The sequence below is a fragment of the Polaromonas sp. UC242_47 genome (assembly GCF_044452385.1).
Taxonomy (GTDB): domain Bacteria; phylum Pseudomonadota; class Gammaproteobacteria; order Burkholderiales; family Burkholderiaceae_C; genus Polaromonas.
In genome coordinates this window covers 3,858,414-3,873,722 of sequence record NZ_JBIOAO010000001.1, presented here as the reverse complement: position 1 = coordinate 3,873,722, position 15,309 = coordinate 3,858,414, and the positions used below count along the sequence as shown (strand labels likewise).

Annotated in this window: 16 protein-coding genes and 1 riboswitch; of the genes, 5 read left to right on the top strand and 11 right to left on the bottom strand. The window is 63.6% G+C overall.

What is annotated here, in order from left to right; all coding sequences use genetic code 11:
• Positions 1-33: 33 nt before the first annotated feature.
• Positions 34-489 (top strand): phage holin family protein, encoded by a 456-nt coding sequence (locus ACHMXK_RS18765; protein ID WP_397442036.1) that lies wholly within the window; start codon positions 34-36, stop codon positions 487-489.
• Positions 482-829 carry a hypothetical protein gene (locus tag ACHMXK_RS18760; protein ID WP_397442035.1) on the top strand — a complete coding sequence of 116 codons (348 nt, stop codon included), beginning with the start codon at positions 482-484 and terminating at the stop codon, positions 827-829. The genes ACHMXK_RS18765 and ACHMXK_RS18760 overlap by 8 nt, the downstream gene beginning before the upstream one ends.
• Before the next feature lie 17 nt (positions 830-846).
• Here ACHMXK_RS18760 and panC read toward each other — a convergent pair whose 3' ends face one another.
• The 9 genes from panC to thiC form a co-directional block, all read right to left on the bottom strand.
• Complete coding sequence (gene panC / locus ACHMXK_RS18755; protein WP_397442034.1) at positions 847-1,695, bottom strand: pantoate--beta-alanine ligase; 849 nt, start codon at positions 1,693-1,695, stop codon at positions 847-849.
• 152 nt (positions 1,696-1,847) lie between these two features.
• Complete coding sequence (panB, locus tag ACHMXK_RS18750; RefSeq protein WP_397442033.1) at positions 1,848-2,735, bottom strand: 3-methyl-2-oxobutanoate hydroxymethyltransferase; 888 nt, start codon at positions 2,733-2,735, stop codon at positions 1,848-1,850.
• A complete protein-coding gene (gene bioB / locus ACHMXK_RS18745; RefSeq protein ID WP_397442031.1) occupies positions 2,732-3,754 on the bottom strand; it encodes a biotin synthase BioB in 1,023 nt (340 codons plus the stop codon). The genes panB and bioB overlap by 4 nt, the downstream gene beginning before the upstream one ends.
• 63 nt (positions 3,755-3,817) lie before the next feature.
• Positions 3,818-4,198, bottom strand: a complete 381-nt coding sequence (gene panD / locus ACHMXK_RS18740) for an aspartate 1-decarboxylase (RefSeq protein WP_397442030.1) — start codon at positions 4,196-4,198, stop codon at positions 3,818-3,820.
• 14 nt (positions 4,199-4,212) lie between these two features.
• Positions 4,213-5,415, bottom strand: a complete 1,203-nt coding sequence (locus tag ACHMXK_RS18735; protein ID WP_397442029.1) for a thiamine phosphate synthase — start codon at positions 5,413-5,415, stop codon at positions 4,213-4,215.
• The gene (locus tag ACHMXK_RS18730) at positions 5,412-6,191 is read right to left on the bottom strand and encodes a thiazole synthase (RefSeq protein ID WP_397442028.1); all 780 of its coding nucleotides are present in this window, start codon (positions 6,189-6,191) and stop codon (positions 5,412-5,414) included. The genes ACHMXK_RS18735 and ACHMXK_RS18730 overlap by 4 nt, the downstream gene beginning before the upstream one ends.
• A 7-nt stretch (positions 6,192-6,198) precedes the next feature.
• On the bottom strand, positions 6,199-6,408 hold the full coding sequence (gene thiS, locus ACHMXK_RS18725; RefSeq protein WP_397442027.1) for a sulfur carrier protein ThiS: 210 nt from the start codon (positions 6,406-6,408) through the stop codon (positions 6,199-6,201).
• A complete protein-coding gene (gene thiO, locus ACHMXK_RS18720) occupies positions 6,405-7,481 on the bottom strand; it encodes a glycine oxidase ThiO (protein ID WP_397442562.1) in 1,077 nt (358 codons plus the stop codon). The genes thiS and thiO overlap by 4 nt, the downstream gene beginning before the upstream one ends.
• Before the next feature lie 28 nt (positions 7,482-7,509).
• Positions 7,510-9,411 carry a phosphomethylpyrimidine synthase ThiC gene (gene thiC, locus ACHMXK_RS18715; RefSeq protein ID WP_397442026.1) on the bottom strand — a complete coding sequence of 634 codons (1,902 nt, stop codon included), beginning with the start codon at positions 9,409-9,411 and terminating at the stop codon, positions 7,510-7,512.
• Between the two features lie 95 nt (positions 9,412-9,506).
• A riboswitch (TPP riboswitch) is annotated at positions 9,507-9,620 on the bottom strand.
• 123 nt (positions 9,621-9,743) lie between these two features.
• On the opposite strand from thiC, the gene nadC reads away from it, so the two are divergent.
• Together nadC and nadA are read left to right on the top strand one after the other, a co-directional pair.
• The gene (nadC, locus tag ACHMXK_RS18710) at positions 9,744-10,616 is read left to right on the top strand and encodes a carboxylating nicotinate-nucleotide diphosphorylase (protein ID WP_397442025.1); all 873 of its coding nucleotides are present in this window, start codon (positions 9,744-9,746) and stop codon (positions 10,614-10,616) included.
• A 17-nt stretch (positions 10,617-10,633) separates the two neighbouring features.
• Positions 10,634-11,752, top strand: coding sequence for a quinolinate synthase NadA (gene nadA / locus ACHMXK_RS18705; protein WP_397442024.1), 1,119 nt, complete (start codon positions 10,634-10,636; stop codon positions 11,750-11,752).
• 40 nt (positions 11,753-11,792) lie between these two features.
• Here the strand turns inward: nadA and ACHMXK_RS18700 are convergent, their stop codons facing one another.
• Entirely contained in the window at positions 11,793-12,047 is a 255-nt protein-coding gene (locus ACHMXK_RS18700; RefSeq protein WP_397442023.1) for an acyl-CoA-binding protein, read from the bottom strand.
• A gap of 209 nt (positions 12,048-12,256) precedes the next feature.
• Here ACHMXK_RS18700 and ACHMXK_RS18695 point away from each other — a divergent pair, with 209 nt between their 5' ends.
• The gene (locus tag ACHMXK_RS18695; RefSeq protein WP_397442022.1) at positions 12,257-13,783 is read left to right on the top strand and encodes a wax ester/triacylglycerol synthase family O-acyltransferase; all 1,527 of its coding nucleotides are present in this window, start codon (positions 12,257-12,259) and stop codon (positions 13,781-13,783) included.
• 537 nt (positions 13,784-14,320) lie between these two features.
• On the opposite strand, the gene ACHMXK_RS18690 is transcribed toward ACHMXK_RS18695, so the two are convergent.
• Positions 14,321-15,307, bottom strand: coding sequence for a Bug family tripartite tricarboxylate transporter substrate binding protein (locus ACHMXK_RS18690; protein ID WP_397442021.1), 987 nt, complete (start codon positions 15,305-15,307; stop codon positions 14,321-14,323).
• Positions 15,308-15,309: the final 2 nt, after the last annotated feature.

Below are 15,309 nucleotides of genomic sequence, written 5' to 3'. Positions count from 1 at the left end.
AACCGGTTTGCCGCGCTTTAGGGTAAGCGCCCCATGACGGCACACCGGACCGACTCCGGCCATCCCGCCGGCACGCATCCGCCGGCGCGTCTGTTTGCGTCCTTGCGTCAGTTGGCCGTTACGGCGCTGGGCATGGCGCACACCCGTCTGGCCCTGGCCGGTGTGGAGCTGGAGGAAGAGCTGCAGCGGCTGACCGGCCTGTTGCTGAGCATGCTGGGTCTGCTGGTATTCGGCCTGGTGGGTGTGCTGATGATCACGCTGCTGGTGGTGCTGGCGGTGGATGCCACGCAGCGCGTGACGGCGCTGGCAATCATTGCGGTGAGTTACCTCGGCCTGGCGGCCTGGTTCTGGTGGCGCATCCAGCGTGTGCTCAACACTCGCCCGCCTTTCCTGCAGGCCACGCTGGCTGAAATGGCGAAAGACCGCGAGGCCTTGCAAGCTGCCTTGGTCCCTGAGGCGCAGCGCGAAACGGGTGGGCACCATGAGTGACGCAAGCATCCAGCGCGCCTTGCGCAAGCAGTTGCTGCTGATGCGCGCGGCGACGGAGCGTGCCGAAATGAGCGGCGCTTTTGGCACGGCGCGGCAGTCGCTGAGCTTTCTGAAAAGTGGTGTGCCCAACCTGGCCTTGAGCAAGGGTTTGCCGCTGGCCATGGGCCTGTTCAAACGTGCCCAGTTGTTCAGTCCGGTGCTGTCGCTGGCCTTTTCCAGTGTGCGGGGCCGGCCCTTGCTGCGCAACCTGATGCTGGGGGCGGGTTCGGCCCTGCTGGCCTGGAAGGGTTACCAGTGGCTCACCGGCCAGCAGGCGGAACCACCGGCCGACGCTGATTAAGCGCTGGCGCCGTAGATTCAGATTTCCAGGTTGTCGATCAGGCGTGTGGTGCCCAGCCTGGCGGCGCCTAACACCACCAGTGCTTCCGAGGCGCTGGCGCTGCTTGGTGCCAGCAGGTCGGCGCGGCGGCGCACGCTCAGGTAGTCGGGCTGCCAGCCGCGTGCCGTCAGGGCCTGCATGGCCAAAGCTTCCAGGTCGGCCGCGTTGGCCACACCGGTGGACCGGACCGCGTCGCCCAGGCCCTTGAGGGCTCTGGACAACTGCACGGCTTCGGTACGTTCTTCAGGCGTGAGGTAACCGTTGCGCGAGGACAGCGCCAGACCGTCGGCCGCCCTCAGGGTTTCGCCGGCAATAATCTCGATGGGCAAGGCAAACTGCTGCACCATGCGCCGGATGATCATCACCTGCTGGTAGTCTTTTTTCCCGAACACCGCGACGCCGCCAGCCTTGCCGGCGTAGACGCAGGAAAACAGCTTCATCACCACGGTGCTGACACCGACAAAAAAGCCGGGGCGGAAATGCCCTTCCAGGATGTCGGCCAGCTCGGCCGGTGGATGCACCTTGTAGGTTTGCGGCTCGGGGTAGAGGTCGGCTTCCCTGGGGGCAAACAACACATCGCAGCCGGCGGCCTCCAGCTTGTCGCAGTCGGCGTCCCAGGTGCGCGGGTAGGTGTCGAAATCTTCGTGCGGTGCAAACTGCAGGCGGTTCACAAAAATGCTGGCCACGGTCACGTCGCCCAGCGGTTTGGCCTGCTTGACCAGCGCGATGTGGCCATCGTGCAGATTGCCCATGGTGGCCACAAAGGCCGGGCGCTGAAAAGGGGCCAGTTGGGCGCGCAGGTCGGCGATGGTGTGAACGATTTTCATGGCGTATGTGGAAGGGATGGATTCAAGCCGAAGGGGCGACTATAAATGACAAGCGCAGGGGCCAAGGAACGCAGCGACGGGCCGCTCCGAGCAAGTTCAGCCCCCTTGGGGGCAGCGAACCACACGCAGTGGGGAGCGTGGGGGGCCTGATTTCACCAGGCGTGTTGCGTATCAACCGGAAACCGGCCCTCTTTGACCGCGTTCACATAGGCTTGCATCGCACCCCGCACACTGCCGGCATCGTTCATGAAATTGTGCACAAATTTTGGCATCTTGCCCAGGTTCATGCCCAGCATGTCGTGCAAGACCAGCACCTGGCCAGCGGTTCCCACGCCGGCGCCTATACCTATGGTGGCGCAGTGTTTCAGCTCGGTGGTCAACGCGGCCGACAAGGCGGCCGGCACCATCTCCAGCACCAGCATGGCCGCGCCGGCGTCCTGCAGTTCGTGGGCCTGGCGTTTGAGGGTGGCGGCGGCTTCGTCGCCCTTGCCCTGCACGCGGTAACCGCCCAGGGCGTGTACGGTTTGCGGCGTCAGGCCCAGGTGGGCGCAGACCGGAATGCCGCGTTCCACCAGAAAATGCACGGTGTCCGTCGTCCAGCCGCCACCTTCGAGCTTGACCATGTGGGCGCCGGCCTGCATCAGCACCACGGCGCTGCGCAAGGCTTGTTCCTTGGACTCGTGGTAGCTGCCAAAAGGCAGGTCGCCGATCAGCCAGGCCGTGGCCTGGGCGCGGCGCAGGCCACGGGCCACACATTCGGTGTGATGCCGCATGGTCTCCAGCGTCACCCCCACGGTGCTGGTCAGGCCCTGGCAGACCATGCCCAACGAGTCACCGACCAGGAGACATTCCACGCCGGCCGCATCGGCCACCGCCGCAAAGGTGGCGTCGTAGGCGGTGAGCATGGTGATTTTTTCGCCTTGCGCATGCATCTCGCGCAGGCGCGGCAGGCTGATGGGTTTGCGCGCAGCTGCTGGCGGCGCGGCGGGCAGGGTGCCGTAAGGACTGGCGGCTGGCGGCTGGGCGGGTTTCGGGTTCATGCTTGAGCCTCCGGTGCTGAGCGTGTCATGCCCAGTCGCGCAAGCAGCGCCACATCGGCATCGGTGTCGGGGTTGCCGGTGACCAGCAGTTTGTCACCGTAAAAAATCGAGTTGGCGCCAGCCAGGAAACACAGGGCTTGCACCGCATCTCCCATTTGCTGCCGACCAGCCGACAGGCGCACACGCGCCTTGGGCATGGTGATGCGCGCGACCGCAATCGTGCGTACAAATTCAAACGGATCCAGGTCGGCCTGGTTGGCCAGCGGCGTGCCTTCGACCTTCACCAGGTTGTTGATGGGCACGGACTCGGGGTAGGGCGTGAGGTTGGCCAGCTCGGCAATCAGGCCAGCGCGCTGGCGCCGCGTTTCACCCAGGCCGACGATGCCGCCGCAACAGACCTTGACGCCGACCTTGCGCACGCGCGCCAGGGTGTCGAGCCGGTCCTGGTAGTCACGCGTGGTGATGATGTCGCCGTAAAAATCCGGTGCACTGTCCAGGTTGTGGTTGTAGTAGTCCAGGCCGGCTTCTTGCAGCGTCTGCGCATGGCCGTCTTCCAGCATGCCCAGGGTCGCGCAGGTTTCCAGGCCCAGCGCCTTCACGGTGCGCACCAGCTCGGCGACTTTTTCAATGTCACGGTCTTTGGGCGAGCGCCAGGCCGCACCCATGCAAAAACGTGTGGCGCCGGCCGATTGCGCCAGCTTGGCGGCGGCCAGCACTTCAGCGGGCTCCATCAGCTTGCTGGCCTCGACACCGGTGTCGTAGCGGGCGGCCTGCGGACAGTAGCCGCAGTCTTCCGAGCAGCCGCCGGTCTTGACCGACAGCAGGGTGGCAAATTCAACGCGGGTGGGGTCGAAGTTGTCGCGGTGCACGGTTTGCGCCTGGTGCATCAGGTCGGGGAACGGCAGGTTGAGCAAGGCCTCGATGGCGTCCACACTCCAGCCGGTGGCAGCTTGAGGGTTGGCGGGCGCGGCCTGACGTGGGCGGTGCAGGGTGACGGGTTGTTCAAAAACGCTGGACATGGCTTTCATTCTTGAGGTGGGACAGATGCGACATCTGTGGTCTGCCGGAATGGCGCAGCCGGCTCACAGGCCTTGGACTGCAATCGTGGAGCGTTCTTCCTTGATGCGGTTGGCTTCATCCACAAACACCAGTTTGGGCTGAAAACCCGCCACCTGCTCGGCCGGCAACTGGCCAAAGGCCGCAATGATGACGAGGTCACCAACCGAGGCCTGACGGGCCGCCGAGCCGTTGATCGAAATGGTGCCGCTGCCACGCTGGGCACGGATCGCATAAGTGACAAAACGTGCACCGTTGTTGATATTCCAGATGTGGATTTGTTCGAACTCGGCAATGCCGGACGCTTCCAGCAGGTCGTCGTCGATGGCGCAGGAGCCTTCGTAGTGCAGTTCACATTGGGTCACGGTGGCGCGATGGATTTTTCCGGCGAGAAGGGTGCGTTGCATGGTGTCCTGAAGAGTCAAGAGGTCAGAGAAAGGGTCGATTTTGGCAGCAGTGGCGCCAGGCTTGGCGGCAGCTTTCTGCCGCGCTGGATGGCTTGCTGCAATTGTGCGATCGCTGTTTCGGGCGAGGCTGCTGCCGTGATGGCGCTGATCACCGCCACACCGGCCACGCCGCATTGCGCGGCTTCTTCGGTGCGTGCCACGTCCATGCCGGCGATGCCGACCACGGGTGTTGGCAGCAGTGTCCGCCAGTAAGCCAGGTTGCCGTTGCCTTGGGGAATCCAGGGCATGTCCTTGGCAAAGGTCGGATGGATCGGGCCGCAGGCGATATAACTGGGCCGCAGCGCCCAGGCGCGGCAGACTTCCCAATAGGCGTGGGTGCTGATGCCCAGCCGCAGCCCGGCGGCATGGATGGCGGCCAGATCGGCGATGTGCAGGTCTTCCTGTCCCAGGTGGACGCCGTAAGCGCCCTCTTCGATGGCGAGTTGCCAATGGTCGTTGATGAACAACTGCGCGCCGGCGGCTGTGGCGGCGCGAATGCTCTGGCGAATCTGCGTGCGCACAAAGTCGCGGTGTTCCGGGGCCTCGGCGTCCTTGATGCGCAATTGCACGGTGCGCACGCCGGCGGCGACCACACGTTTTATCCAGTCGGCGCTGTCGACCACGGCGTACAGGCCCAGGTCCGCGTCGCTGAGCGCTGCAAAGCCGCGGACCGTGGTGGGCACCGGCAGGCTGAAGTCCGGCAGGTTGCGGCTGTGTTGGGCAAAGTCGGGGCGGGGCAAAGCCGCGCCTTGGCTCAAGGCATCACTTCTGGCCATGCAGGCCAGGATGATGGCTTCCATGGCAACAAAACCGCGCGCCAGCGCTTGTGCTGCGGTGTCGGCGAACACGTTACCCGCGTCAGGATGGGCGAGTACTTCGGCAGACGTGGCGGACCGGCTCAGCCAGCCGCTGGCCTGCGGCGTGTCGGCATAGTCGGTCTCGTGGCCTGTGATCACGACGGCCTCGCACGCTGCGGTACGCAAGCTGGCTGCGGCTTGTACAACGGCTTCGGGCTTGTCCAGTGCCGGCAGGCCCAACAGCGTGGCCGCTTCGCTGCGACTCAGGCAAAGCAGGGCGGGCCGCTGCGGCTGTTCATGGCCGGACTGCAGCAATAATTGTTTCAGTTCCTTGGCCTTGCCGGCCAAGGTCCAGACCTGGGGTGTGTGGACGGCGCTCACAGGATGAAGGGCCGGCCCGTCACCGGTGTGGAGGCAACTGCCATGTCCTGCTGCGCCATGATGCCGGCCTCGTAAGCTAGTCGCCCGGATTCGATGCCGAGTTTGAACGCCCGTGCCATCTGCACCGGGTCGCGCGCATGGGCGACGGCCGAGTTGAGCAGCACCGCGTCATAACCGAGTTCCATGGCCTGCACCGCGTCGGCCGGGGAGCCTATGCCGGCGTCCACAATCAGCGGCACGTCGGGCAGGCGCGCACGCAGGGTGCGCAAGGCATACGGGTTGACCAGCCCCTGGCCGGAACCTATGGGCGCGCCCCAGGGCATGAGGATGCGGCAGCCGACGTCCAGCAGGCGCTGGCAACTGACCAGGTCGTCGGTGCAATAAGGAAACACTTCGAAGCCGTCGCGCACCAGCTCGGCCGCGGCGGTGACCAGCTCAAAAGGGTCGGGCTGCAAGGTGTGTTCGTCGCCGACCACCTCGAGCTTGATCCAGTGGGTGCCGAACAATTCGCGCGCCATCTGCGAGAGGGTGATGGCTTCCCGTGCGCTGCGGCAGCCGGCGGTGTTGGGCAGCAGGCGGGCGCCGCTGTCGCGGATCAGTTTGTAAAAGTCGTTCTGGGTGCCGCCGCCCGCTGCCAATTGGCGCTTGAGTCCCACGGTGACCACCTCGGCGCCCGAGGCCGCAATCGCCTGCTGCAAGGCTAAGGGCGAGGGGTAGCTGGCGGTGCCGAGAAAAAAGCGGCTGCCCAGTTCGATACCTGCGATGTGAAAAGTCATGTTGCTACTAGCCTCCCGTGATGGCCTGGAACGTGAAAACGGCATCACCTTCCGTCAGTGGTGTGGATGCACGCGCATCGCGCGCAACGAATTCGCCGTTAACGGCGCTGGCGAAGGATTGCGCGGGCTGGCCGCTGGCCGCCAGTACGTCGGCCAGCGTGCTGCCCGCCGGGACTTGCCGGGCTTCGCCGTTGAGTGTGATGTGGATAGGGTTCATGCCAGATTTTTGAGCGTTTCTTCGACCAGGGCGGGCGCAATCAGCCAGCCGTGCCGGAACAGGCCGTTGATGCGGACCAGCCCCCGACTTTGTTCGACGCGCGGCAGATTATCGGGCAGAGCGGGACGCAGGTTGGTTTCCGTATGAACAACCCTTGCCTCGGCCAGCTCGGGAACAATGCTGTGCGCGGCCGCCAGCAATTCCACCATGCTGCGCAGCGAGATCGGCGAGCGGTCTTCGCTTTCGATTTCGCTGGCGCCGACCACGATGTGCCCGCCCTCGCGTGGCACCAGGTAAACCCGGTGCCGCGGGTGTAACAGGCGCACCGGCCGCTGCAGCACCACCTCGGGCGCATGCAGCCAGATGATTTCGCCGCGCACACCCCGCACCTCATGCGTGAAACCGGGGTCCTGTTCGCTGTGGCTTGGTTCAGGTCGCGCTCCGGTGCCACGTACGTCAAAGACACAGTCGAAGCGATGTAGGCCTTGCGGCGTGTGGATTTCGCCGGCCTGCAGCCGGTTCACCGTCACGCCCCAATGCCAGCGTGCGCCTGCGGTTGTGGCCGCGTGGGCCAGGGCGGCCATCGCCTGCACGGTGTGGATTTGTCCTTCGTGCGGCAACAACCAGGCGTGGGCCGCGCCGTGTAACGCGGGTTCGAGTTCGCGCAGCGCCGCGGCGTCCAGCGCCTGCGGCGTATGACCAGCCGGCGCCTTGTGCTGCAGCAAGTCCACCACGCGGCGGGCCGCGCCTTCATCGCCGCGGTGGGCGACCAGCAGGCTGCCACGCTGATGCAACTCGACCGGCTGGCCCAGGGCCGCCACGATACCCGGCCACAAGGCCAGCGAGCGCAAGCCCAGTGCAAACACATGGGCGTCGGCCGACTCGAGCTCGGCCGTGGGGCTGAGCATGCCGGCGGCGGTCCAGCCGGCGGCGCGCGGTGCCGCACCCGGGCCAGCCGGGGGCGCCTGCGGTCCGGACGCGGGGTCGAAAACCTCGACCGAATGGCCGACCCTGGCCAGCTCGAAAGCCAGCAGCCGTCCGAGCAGGCCTGCGCCTGCGATGCCGATGTGCATGGTGATGTTTGCCCTTTTCATCGCGGGTTCAAAGTTTCTGGATGGGGATGTACATTTCGCTGCCGCCTTCGCGGAACTCGGCCGATTTTGCCTGCATTCCCTGCGCCAGTGCCGCGGCCTCTTCAATGCCCTGCTGCGCCGCAAATTCGCGCACTTCCTGGCTGATTTTCATCGAGCAGAATTTGGGCCCGCACATGGAGCAAAAATGCGCGACCTTGCTGACTTCCTTGGGCAAGGTTTCATCGTGAAACTCGCGCGCGGTGTCCGGGTCCAGCGACAGGTTGAACTGGTCGTGCCAGCGAAACTCGAAACGCGCCTTGGACAAGGCTTCGTCACGCGCCCGCGAGGCCGGGTGCCCCTTGGCCACGTCGGCCGCGTGCGCCGCGATCTTGTAGGCAATGATGCCTTGCTTGACATCGTTGCGGTCCGGCAGGCCCAGGTGTTCCTTGGGTGTGACGTAACACAACATGGCGGTGCCGAACCAGCCTATCATCGCCGCGCCAATCGCGCTGGAGATGTGGTCATAGCCCGGCGCAATGTCGATGGTCAGCGGGCCCAGCGTGTAAAAAGGCGCTTCGTGGCAATGTTTGAGCTGCTCATCCATGTTGGCCTGGATCATGTGCATGGGCACATGGCCTGGGCCTTCGATCATGGTCTGCACGTCGTGTTTCCAGGCGATTTGGGTCAACTCGCCCAGGGTGCGCAACTCGGCAAACTGGGCTTCGTCGTTGGCGTCAGCGCCCGAACCGGGGCGCAGACCGTCACCCAGCGAAAAGCTCACGTCGTAGGCTTTCATGATCTCGCAAATCTCTTCGAAGTGCGTGTACAGAAAGTTTTCCTTGTGGTGGGAAATACACCACTTGGCCAGGATGGAGCCGCCACGCGAAACAATGCCGGTGCGGCGTTTGGCCGTCATGGGGATAAAGGGCAAACGTACGCCGGCGTGGATGGTGAAATAGTCCACACCTTGTTCGGCCTGTTCGATCAAGGTGTCGCGGTAAATCTCCCACGTGAGGTCTTCGGCGATGCCACCGACCTTTTCCAGCGCCTGGTAAATCGGCACCGTGCCTATGGGCACCGGCGAGTTACGGATGATCCAGTCGCGTGTGGTGTGAATGTTTTTGCCGGTCGACAAATCCATCACGTTGTCAGCGCCCCAGCGAATCGCCCAGACCAGCTTTTCCACTTCCTCTTCTATGCTGGAGGTCACCGCCGAGTTACCGATGTTGGCATTGATCTTCACCAGGAAGTTGCGGCCAATGATCATGGGCTCGACTTCGGGGTGGTTGATATTGGCCGGGATGATGGCGCGGCCGCGCGCGACTTCATCACGCACAAACTCGGGCGTCACAAACGCGGGCAGCTGCGCGCCCATGGGATTGCCGCGTACGCGGCTAGCCCGTTCGGCGTCATCCAGGTACTCGGCCATCCACTCGCGTTGGGTGTTTTCACGCAGCGCGATGTATTCCATCTCGGGGGTGATGATGCCGCGGCGCGCGTAATGCATCTGGCTGACGTTGGCGCCGGCCTTGGCACGGCGTGGTGTGCGTTGCAAACCGGCCGCCTGGGCACGCAGGGCGGCGATGCGCTGAGCTTCCGGATCCGCGGGATCGGTGCGGTCTTCCCGACGCGTGCCATCGTCAACGGCCTGGGCTGTGCGGCCGGTGTAAATTTCCGTGTCGCCGCGTGCGGCAATCCAGGGTGCGCGCAAGGCCTGGAGCCCGCGGCGCACGTCGATGTCGGCGGCTGGATCGGTGTAGGGCCCGGAGGTGTCGTAAAGCGTGGCGGATTCGCCGTTGCTCAGGCTGACTTCGCGCATGGGCACCCGCAGGTCGGGGTGGCGCTGGCCGGGCACGTAAATCTTGCGTGACGCGGGAAAAGGCTCACGTGTCAGGGACAGCAACTGGGCGAATTGATCAGGCGTGTTCATCGGGGCATCCTTGTGGTGTGTTGAAACACAAAATGCTCCGAAGGTGTGGCCAAAACCAGCCGGGTGGTTTTGATCGTTGACGGGCAAGCGGAGGTCCGCTTGCTGTCAGCTCTTCTTACGTCGGTACGAACCGATTCAAGTTCACGGGTTTGGCCTGGCCATCTCAGCGGCTCGACCACAATGGTCGGGCAGCACCCCGGAGCCATTGCATTCTAGTACAGGCGTTGTCGCTGCTTAAACCCCTTTTGTGACGTGCGGATAAGGTGCCAACCAGAATAGGGGCTGCGAAGCCGCTATGCTTGCCGCCAAGATTTCCTTCCCACCATGAACCCATGAATGCCTTGTTTGATTTTTCCACCGCCAGTGTGGCTGTCCTTGCACTGGCCGATGTTGAGCGTGCGCTGACCGAAGACATCGGGGCCGGCGACCTGACCGCCGGTCTGATTGATCCCGCGCGGCGCAGCCACGCCCGTGTGCTGGCGCGCGAAGCCGCGGTGATTTGCGGCCTGCCCTGGGTGGAGGCGACGCTGCAGCGGCTGGACCCGCAGGCCGAACTGGTCTGGCATGTGCGCGATGGCCAGCGCTGCGAGGCCAACCAGGTCATCCTGGAGATCAAAGGTTTGTCCCGCGCACTGCTGAGTGCCGAGCGGACCCTGCTCAATTTTTTACAATTGCTGAGCGCGGTGGCGACACAAACCGCGGTGTACGTCCAGGCCGCGCACGCTGTGCCGGGTAACCGCGCCAGCATTGTGGACACCCGCAAAACCCTGCCGGGCCTGCGGCTGGCGCAGAAATACGCCGTGCGTTGCGGCGGTGGGGTTAATCACCGCATCGGCCTGTACGACGCCGTGCTGATCAAGGAAAATCACATTGCAGCGGCCGGCGGCATCCATGCCGTGTTGCAGCGCACCGCCGAGGTGGCGGGCCGCGCGACCTTTGTCGAGATCGAGGTGGAGACCCTGGCTCAGTTGCGGGAAGCCCTGGAGGCCGGCGCCCGCATGATTCTGCTGGACAACATGGACCTGGCCCAGTTGCGTGAGGCGGTGCAGATCACGGCCGGGCGGGCGATTCTGGAAGTTTCGGGCGGTGTGAGCCTGGACACCGTGGCCGGCATTGCCGCCACCGGGGTGGACCGCATCTCGATCGGGGCTTTGACCAAAGATATCAAGGCGATTGATTTTTCCATGCGTTTTGCGCAACTGTGAGCACCATGACACCCGTGATGAATGACGTATCCACCCCGGTTCAACCGCTGGTCCGCATCGACTACGAACAGCCGGCGTGCCCGACACGTCACGCCTGGGCGCGGGTGCCGGTGGAGCCGGCGCCCGATGAACGTGCGGCCCTGAAAGACCAGATCCGCCGCCTGCTGAAAGAACGCAACGCGGTCATGGTGTCGCACTATTACGTGCACCCGGACCTGCAGGACCTGGCCGAAGAAACCGGCGGCCTGGTCAGTGACTCGCTGGAAATGGCGCGTTTTGGCCGGGACCACGCGGCGCGCACGCTGGTGGTGTCGGGTGTGCGTTTCATGGGCGAAACCGCGAAAATTCTTTCGCCCGAAAAAACCGTGCTGATGCCCGACCTGGAGGCGACCTGCTCGCTGGACCTGGGCTGCCCGGTGGACGCGTTCAGCGCATTTTGTGATGCGCATCCGGACCGCACCGTGGTGGTGTATGCCAACACCAGCGCCGCCGTGAAGGCGCGCGCCGACTGGCTGGTGACGTCGAGCTGCGCGCTGGACATTGTGCGGGCGCTGAAAGAGCAGGGCCAGAAAATTCTCTGGGCGCCCGACAAACACCTGGGCAGCTACATCCAGCGCGAAACCGGCGCCGACATGTTGATGTGGAACGGCAGCTGCATCGTGCACGACGAGTTCAAGGCCTTTGAACTGGAGGTGCTCAAAAAAGAACACCCGAAGGCCAGGGTGCTGGTCCACCCCGAATCACCGGCCGATGTGATTGCGCTGGCCGATGCCGTGGGGTCGACCTCGGCCATCCTGAAGGCGGCCCACGACATGGACGCGCAGGAATTCATCGTCGCGACCGACAGCGGCATGATGCACAAACTGCGCAAACTGAACCCCGGAAAAACTTTCATCGAAGCCCCGACGGCCGGCGAAAGTGCCACCTGCAAAAGCTGCGCACATTGCCCCTGGATGGCGATGAACGGGCTGGCTGGCGTGGCGCAGGCCCTGCAAACCCAAAGCCCGGCGGTGCAGGTTGACCCGGCCTTGGGCTTGCGGGCACGTTTGCCGATAGACCGCATGCTGGCGTTTACCGCCGCCTTGAAAGCGGGGCGGCCCACGGGTGGGCTGGTTCCTAAGATGGGGGCGGCTTAGCCGCTTCATACTGCGCTGGGGAACGCAGGGAAAAACGGACTCAGCTCAAGGACGCAATCAGGTCAATGTATTGCTGCATTGCGACTTCCGACGAGGTGCCCTTCAGTCCGTTCCAGGCGTCCCACTTGGCACGGGCCACCATGTCGCCGAAACCCGGTTTCTTGTCGGTGTTGTCGCCGGCGCTGCCCTGCTTGTAGAGTGCATAAATTTTCAGCAAGGTGGCGTTGTCGGGCCGCTCGCTGAGGTTTTTGGAATCGGCCATGGCTTTGTCGAAGGCGGCTTTGAGGTCTGACATGTGAATGCTCCGTTGTTGTTAGTGGGTCACCCAAGCGGTGCTTGGGGTAACTGCCCGGTATCTTAGCCATCTCCTTCCCTGCAGAATAGAGAGATCACCCCCACGCTTGTCACTGGGTGTACTGCGCTGCCCCCCGAGGGGGCATATTTTCTTGGGACGGCCCTGCGAAAAATGGCCACCTTGCACCTTTAAATGACGCTGGAGTTTTTATGGTCACACGTGTATCGGCCCAGGCCGCAGGAAAAAAAGTCGCGCAGAACGTGCAAAAAAACGTGACACGTGCCGTCTCCGGCACCCTGGGTTTATCCGGCGAACGCATGAGCAAGGTGGACACCGCCTGGCTGCGCATGGACACCGCGTCCAACCTGATGATGATTGTCGGTGTCTGGTCGTTACAGCCCGGCGTCAGCCACGCGGCCGTGTGTGAACGCATAGAAAACAGCTTGCTCAAATACGCGCGTTTCAAGCAACGTGTGATCGAAGACGCCGCCGGCGCCACCTGGGTGGACGACCGTTACTTTGACCTGAAAAACCACGTCATTGCGGAAAAACTGCCCAAGGTGGCCAAAGGCCGGGAGCAGGAAGCGTTGCAGGACCACGTCGCCGAGCTGGCGATGCAGCCGCTGGACCGCAAACGCCCGCTCTGGCAAATCCACCTGATCGAGGATTACACCGGACCGGATGGCATCAAGGGCAGCGCCATGATTGTGCGCATCCACCATTGCATCGCCGACGGCATTGCGCTGATTTCGGTGACCATGTCGCTGGTGGACGGCGGCCTGCCGCCGCCGGAGCGCCAGAAAAAGGAGGCGAGCAGCGGCGGCGCCGAAGACTGGATCGCCGACACCTTGCTCAAACCCTTTACCGACCTGACGGTCAAGGCTCTGGGCGCCGCCGGCGAAGGTGCGGTCAAGTCCCTGCACCTGCTGAGCGACCCGCAAAAAGGCATGGCCGGTTCACTGGACATGGCCAAGGTGATGTTGCAGGTGCTGAAAGACGGCGCCGCGCTGGCGCTGATGCCGGACGACTCGAAAACCCGGCTCAAAGGCAAACCGGGCAAGACCAAAAAAGTCGCCTGGTGCCAGCCGATCCCGCTGGACGAGGTCAAGGCCGTGGGCAAGGCGCTGAACTGCTCGATCAACGACGTGTTGCTCAGTTGTGTGGCCGGCGCGATTGGCGAGTACCTCAAATCTCACGGTGATGAGGTCAAGGGCCAGGAGATCCGTGCCATGGTGCCGGTCAACCTGCGACCCCTGGAGCAGGCCTACAAGCTGGGCAACCGGTTTGGCCTGGTGCCGCTGGTGTTGCCGATCGGTGTCGACAACCCGATTGAGCGGGTGTATGAAGTGCGCCGCCGCATGGCCGCGCTCAAGGGCAGCTACCAGCCGCTGCTGGCTTTCAGCCTGCTGGCGATTGCCGGGCTGCTGATCAAGCCGGCGCAGGACGCCATGCTCAACCTGTTCTCCAAAAAAACCACGGCCGTGATGACCAACGTGCCGGGGCCGCGCGAAAAACTCAAGTTCTGCGGCGCCACTTTGGAGCAAAGCATGTTCTGGGTGCCGCAGTCCGGTGATGTCGGGCTGGGGGTGTCGATTCTGAGTTACGGCGGTGGCGTGCAGTTTGGCGTGATCACCGACAGCACTTTGTGTCCCGATCCGCAACGCATCATTGACGAGTTTGTGCCAGAGTTTGCCAAGCTGTCTATCGTGACCTTGATGTTGCCTTGGGGGGAGTAGAGGCGGGTTCTTAAGCTTTTTAGTGCTCTGGCCCTTGTGGCGTGGGCGCAATTAGCTATTGAATTTATAGCGACTGTGCTGTTGCTTGTTTGCCTGCTGGCCGGGGTAGCCCGGCGGCTACTCACTTTCTTTTGCTTCGCCAAAAGAAAGTAAGCAAAGAAAAGGCGACCCCGCTGTCTGCGTCCCCCTCGCTGGCGCTCGGGGGCAACCTGCGGTGCTCGGGAAAAGCGGGGTCTCGCTCGAACTCGGCTATCGCCTCAGACAATCGCGAGCCCTGATCCACTTTTCCCTGCGCTCCTAGTCGCAGACAGAAGGGGTGGGGAGAAAGACCAAAACGGGGAGACAGGACGCGCGAAGCGCGCCCTGTCGAACCCTACGAGACCGTCATTCATGCACGCGTTTGCGACACACATAGCCAAATGAAGTCCCCCTCCATCGCCCAGCGGGGCGAGGGAGGGGTTAGGGTGGGAGTGGGGAGTCCGACCTACTGTCTCCGGCCAACCACCAACGCAGCGTGACGCAAGAATCAGGAAATCCTCAATCCGCCTTGATCCCCGACACCTTGATGATGCGCCCCCACATGCCGCGTTCATCGCTGGCCAGTTTGGCCAGTTCCGTGCCGTTCAGAAACACGGCCTTGGCGCCCTGTTCTTCGGCGCGTTTGCGGAACTGTTCGGACTCCACCACCTGCTTGATCGCTGCGGAAACCCGCGCCAAGGTTTCGTTGGGGATGCCGTTCGGGCCATACACCGCAAACCAGGACGACGCGACCAGGGGCACGCCTTGTTCGGTGGCGGTCGGGACGTCGGGCTGGGCCGCCAGTCGGGTGCGACCCGTCACCATCAACGCCCGGAGTTTGCCCGAGCGGATATGCGGCAGCAGGGGGGGCGGTGTGGTGATGGTGAAGTCCACCGTGCCACTGAGCAAGTCGGTCAGAGCCTGACCGGTGCCGCGGTACGGGATGTGGGTCATGTAGGTTTTGGTCAGGTCTTTCAGCAATTCCGTGGTCACATGCTGCAACGAGCCGTTGCCGCTGGACGCGTAGTTGACCTTGCCGGGGTTGGCCTTGGCGTATTTGATGAACTCGGCAAAGGTGTTGGCCGGGAAGTTGTTACGCACCACCATCAGCTGCGGCGCGTCAATCAGGTGGGCGATGGCTTTCAGGTCTTGGCCGGGATCAAAACCCGCCACCGGCTGCAGCAGCGGCGTGATGCTCTGGTAGCCCGAATATTGCACCAGGAAGGTGTTGCCGTCCGCAGGTGCGCGGGCGACCATCTGGCCGGCGATGTTGCCGTTGGCGCCACCGCGGTTGTCCACCACTACCGGGACGCCCAGGATTTTGCCCAGGGGTTCGGCCAGCAAGCGCGCAGAAATATCGGTGGTGCCACCGGCCGGGGTGGGTACCACCAGCGTGATGGGCCGGCCTGCGGACTGCGCAAAAGCGCTGCCCATGAAGCTGGCAGCACCGGTGGTGGCTGCAGCGGCTGCGCCTGTGATCAGTGTTCTTCTTGAAATTTGGGTCATGG

Excerpts from the sequence above, each read along its gene's own strand:
- panB (WP_397442033.1), bottom strand. The coding sequence starts at position 2,735 with ATGAACCCGAAACCCGCCCAGCCGCCAGCCGCCAGTCCTTACGGCACC.
- nadC (WP_397442025.1), top strand. The coding sequence starts at position 9,744 with ATGAATGCCTTGTTTGATTTTTCCACCGCCAGTGTGGCTGTCCTTGCA.
- panC (WP_397442034.1), bottom strand. The coding sequence starts at position 1,695 with ATGAAAATCGTTCACACCATCGCCGACCTGCGCGCCCAACTGGCCCCT.
- ACHMXK_RS18765 (WP_397442036.1), top strand. The coding sequence starts at position 34 with ATGACGGCACACCGGACCGACTCCGGCCATCCCGCCGGCACGCATCCG.
- ACHMXK_RS18760 (WP_397442035.1), top strand. The coding sequence starts at position 482 with ATGAGTGACGCAAGCATCCAGCGCGCCTTGCGCAAGCAGTTGCTGCTG.
- ACHMXK_RS18730 (WP_397442028.1), bottom strand. The coding sequence starts at position 6,191 with ATGACTTTTCACATCGCAGGTATCGAACTGGGCAGCCGCTTTTTTCTC.
- nadA (WP_397442024.1), top strand. The coding sequence starts at position 10,634 with ATGAATGACGTATCCACCCCGGTTCAACCGCTGGTCCGCATCGACTAC.
- panD (WP_397442030.1), bottom strand. The coding sequence starts at position 4,198 with ATGCAACGCACCCTTCTCGCCGGAAAAATCCATCGCGCCACCGTGACC.
- ACHMXK_RS18695 (WP_397442022.1), top strand. The coding sequence starts at position 12,257 with ATGGTCACACGTGTATCGGCCCAGGCCGCAGGAAAAAAAGTCGCGCAG.
- thiO (WP_397442562.1), bottom strand. The coding sequence starts at position 7,481 with ATGCACATCGGCATCGCAGGCGCAGGCCTGCTCGGACGGCTGCTGGCT.
- ACHMXK_RS18690 (WP_397442021.1), bottom strand. The coding sequence starts at position 15,307 with ATGACCCAAATTTCAAGAAGAACACTGATCACAGGCGCAGCCGCTGCA.
- bioB (WP_397442031.1), bottom strand. The coding sequence starts at position 3,754 with ATGTCCAGCGTTTTTGAACAACCCGTCACCCTGCACCGCCCACGTCAG.
- thiS (WP_397442027.1), bottom strand. The coding sequence starts at position 6,408 with ATGAACCCTATCCACATCACACTCAACGGCGAAGCCCGGCAAGTCCCG.
- thiC (WP_397442026.1), bottom strand. The coding sequence starts at position 9,411 with ATGAACACGCCTGATCAATTCGCCCAGTTGCTGTCCCTGACACGTGAG.
- ACHMXK_RS18700 (WP_397442023.1), bottom strand. The coding sequence starts at position 12,047 with ATGTCAGACCTCAAAGCCGCCTTCGACAAAGCCATGGCCGATTCCAAA.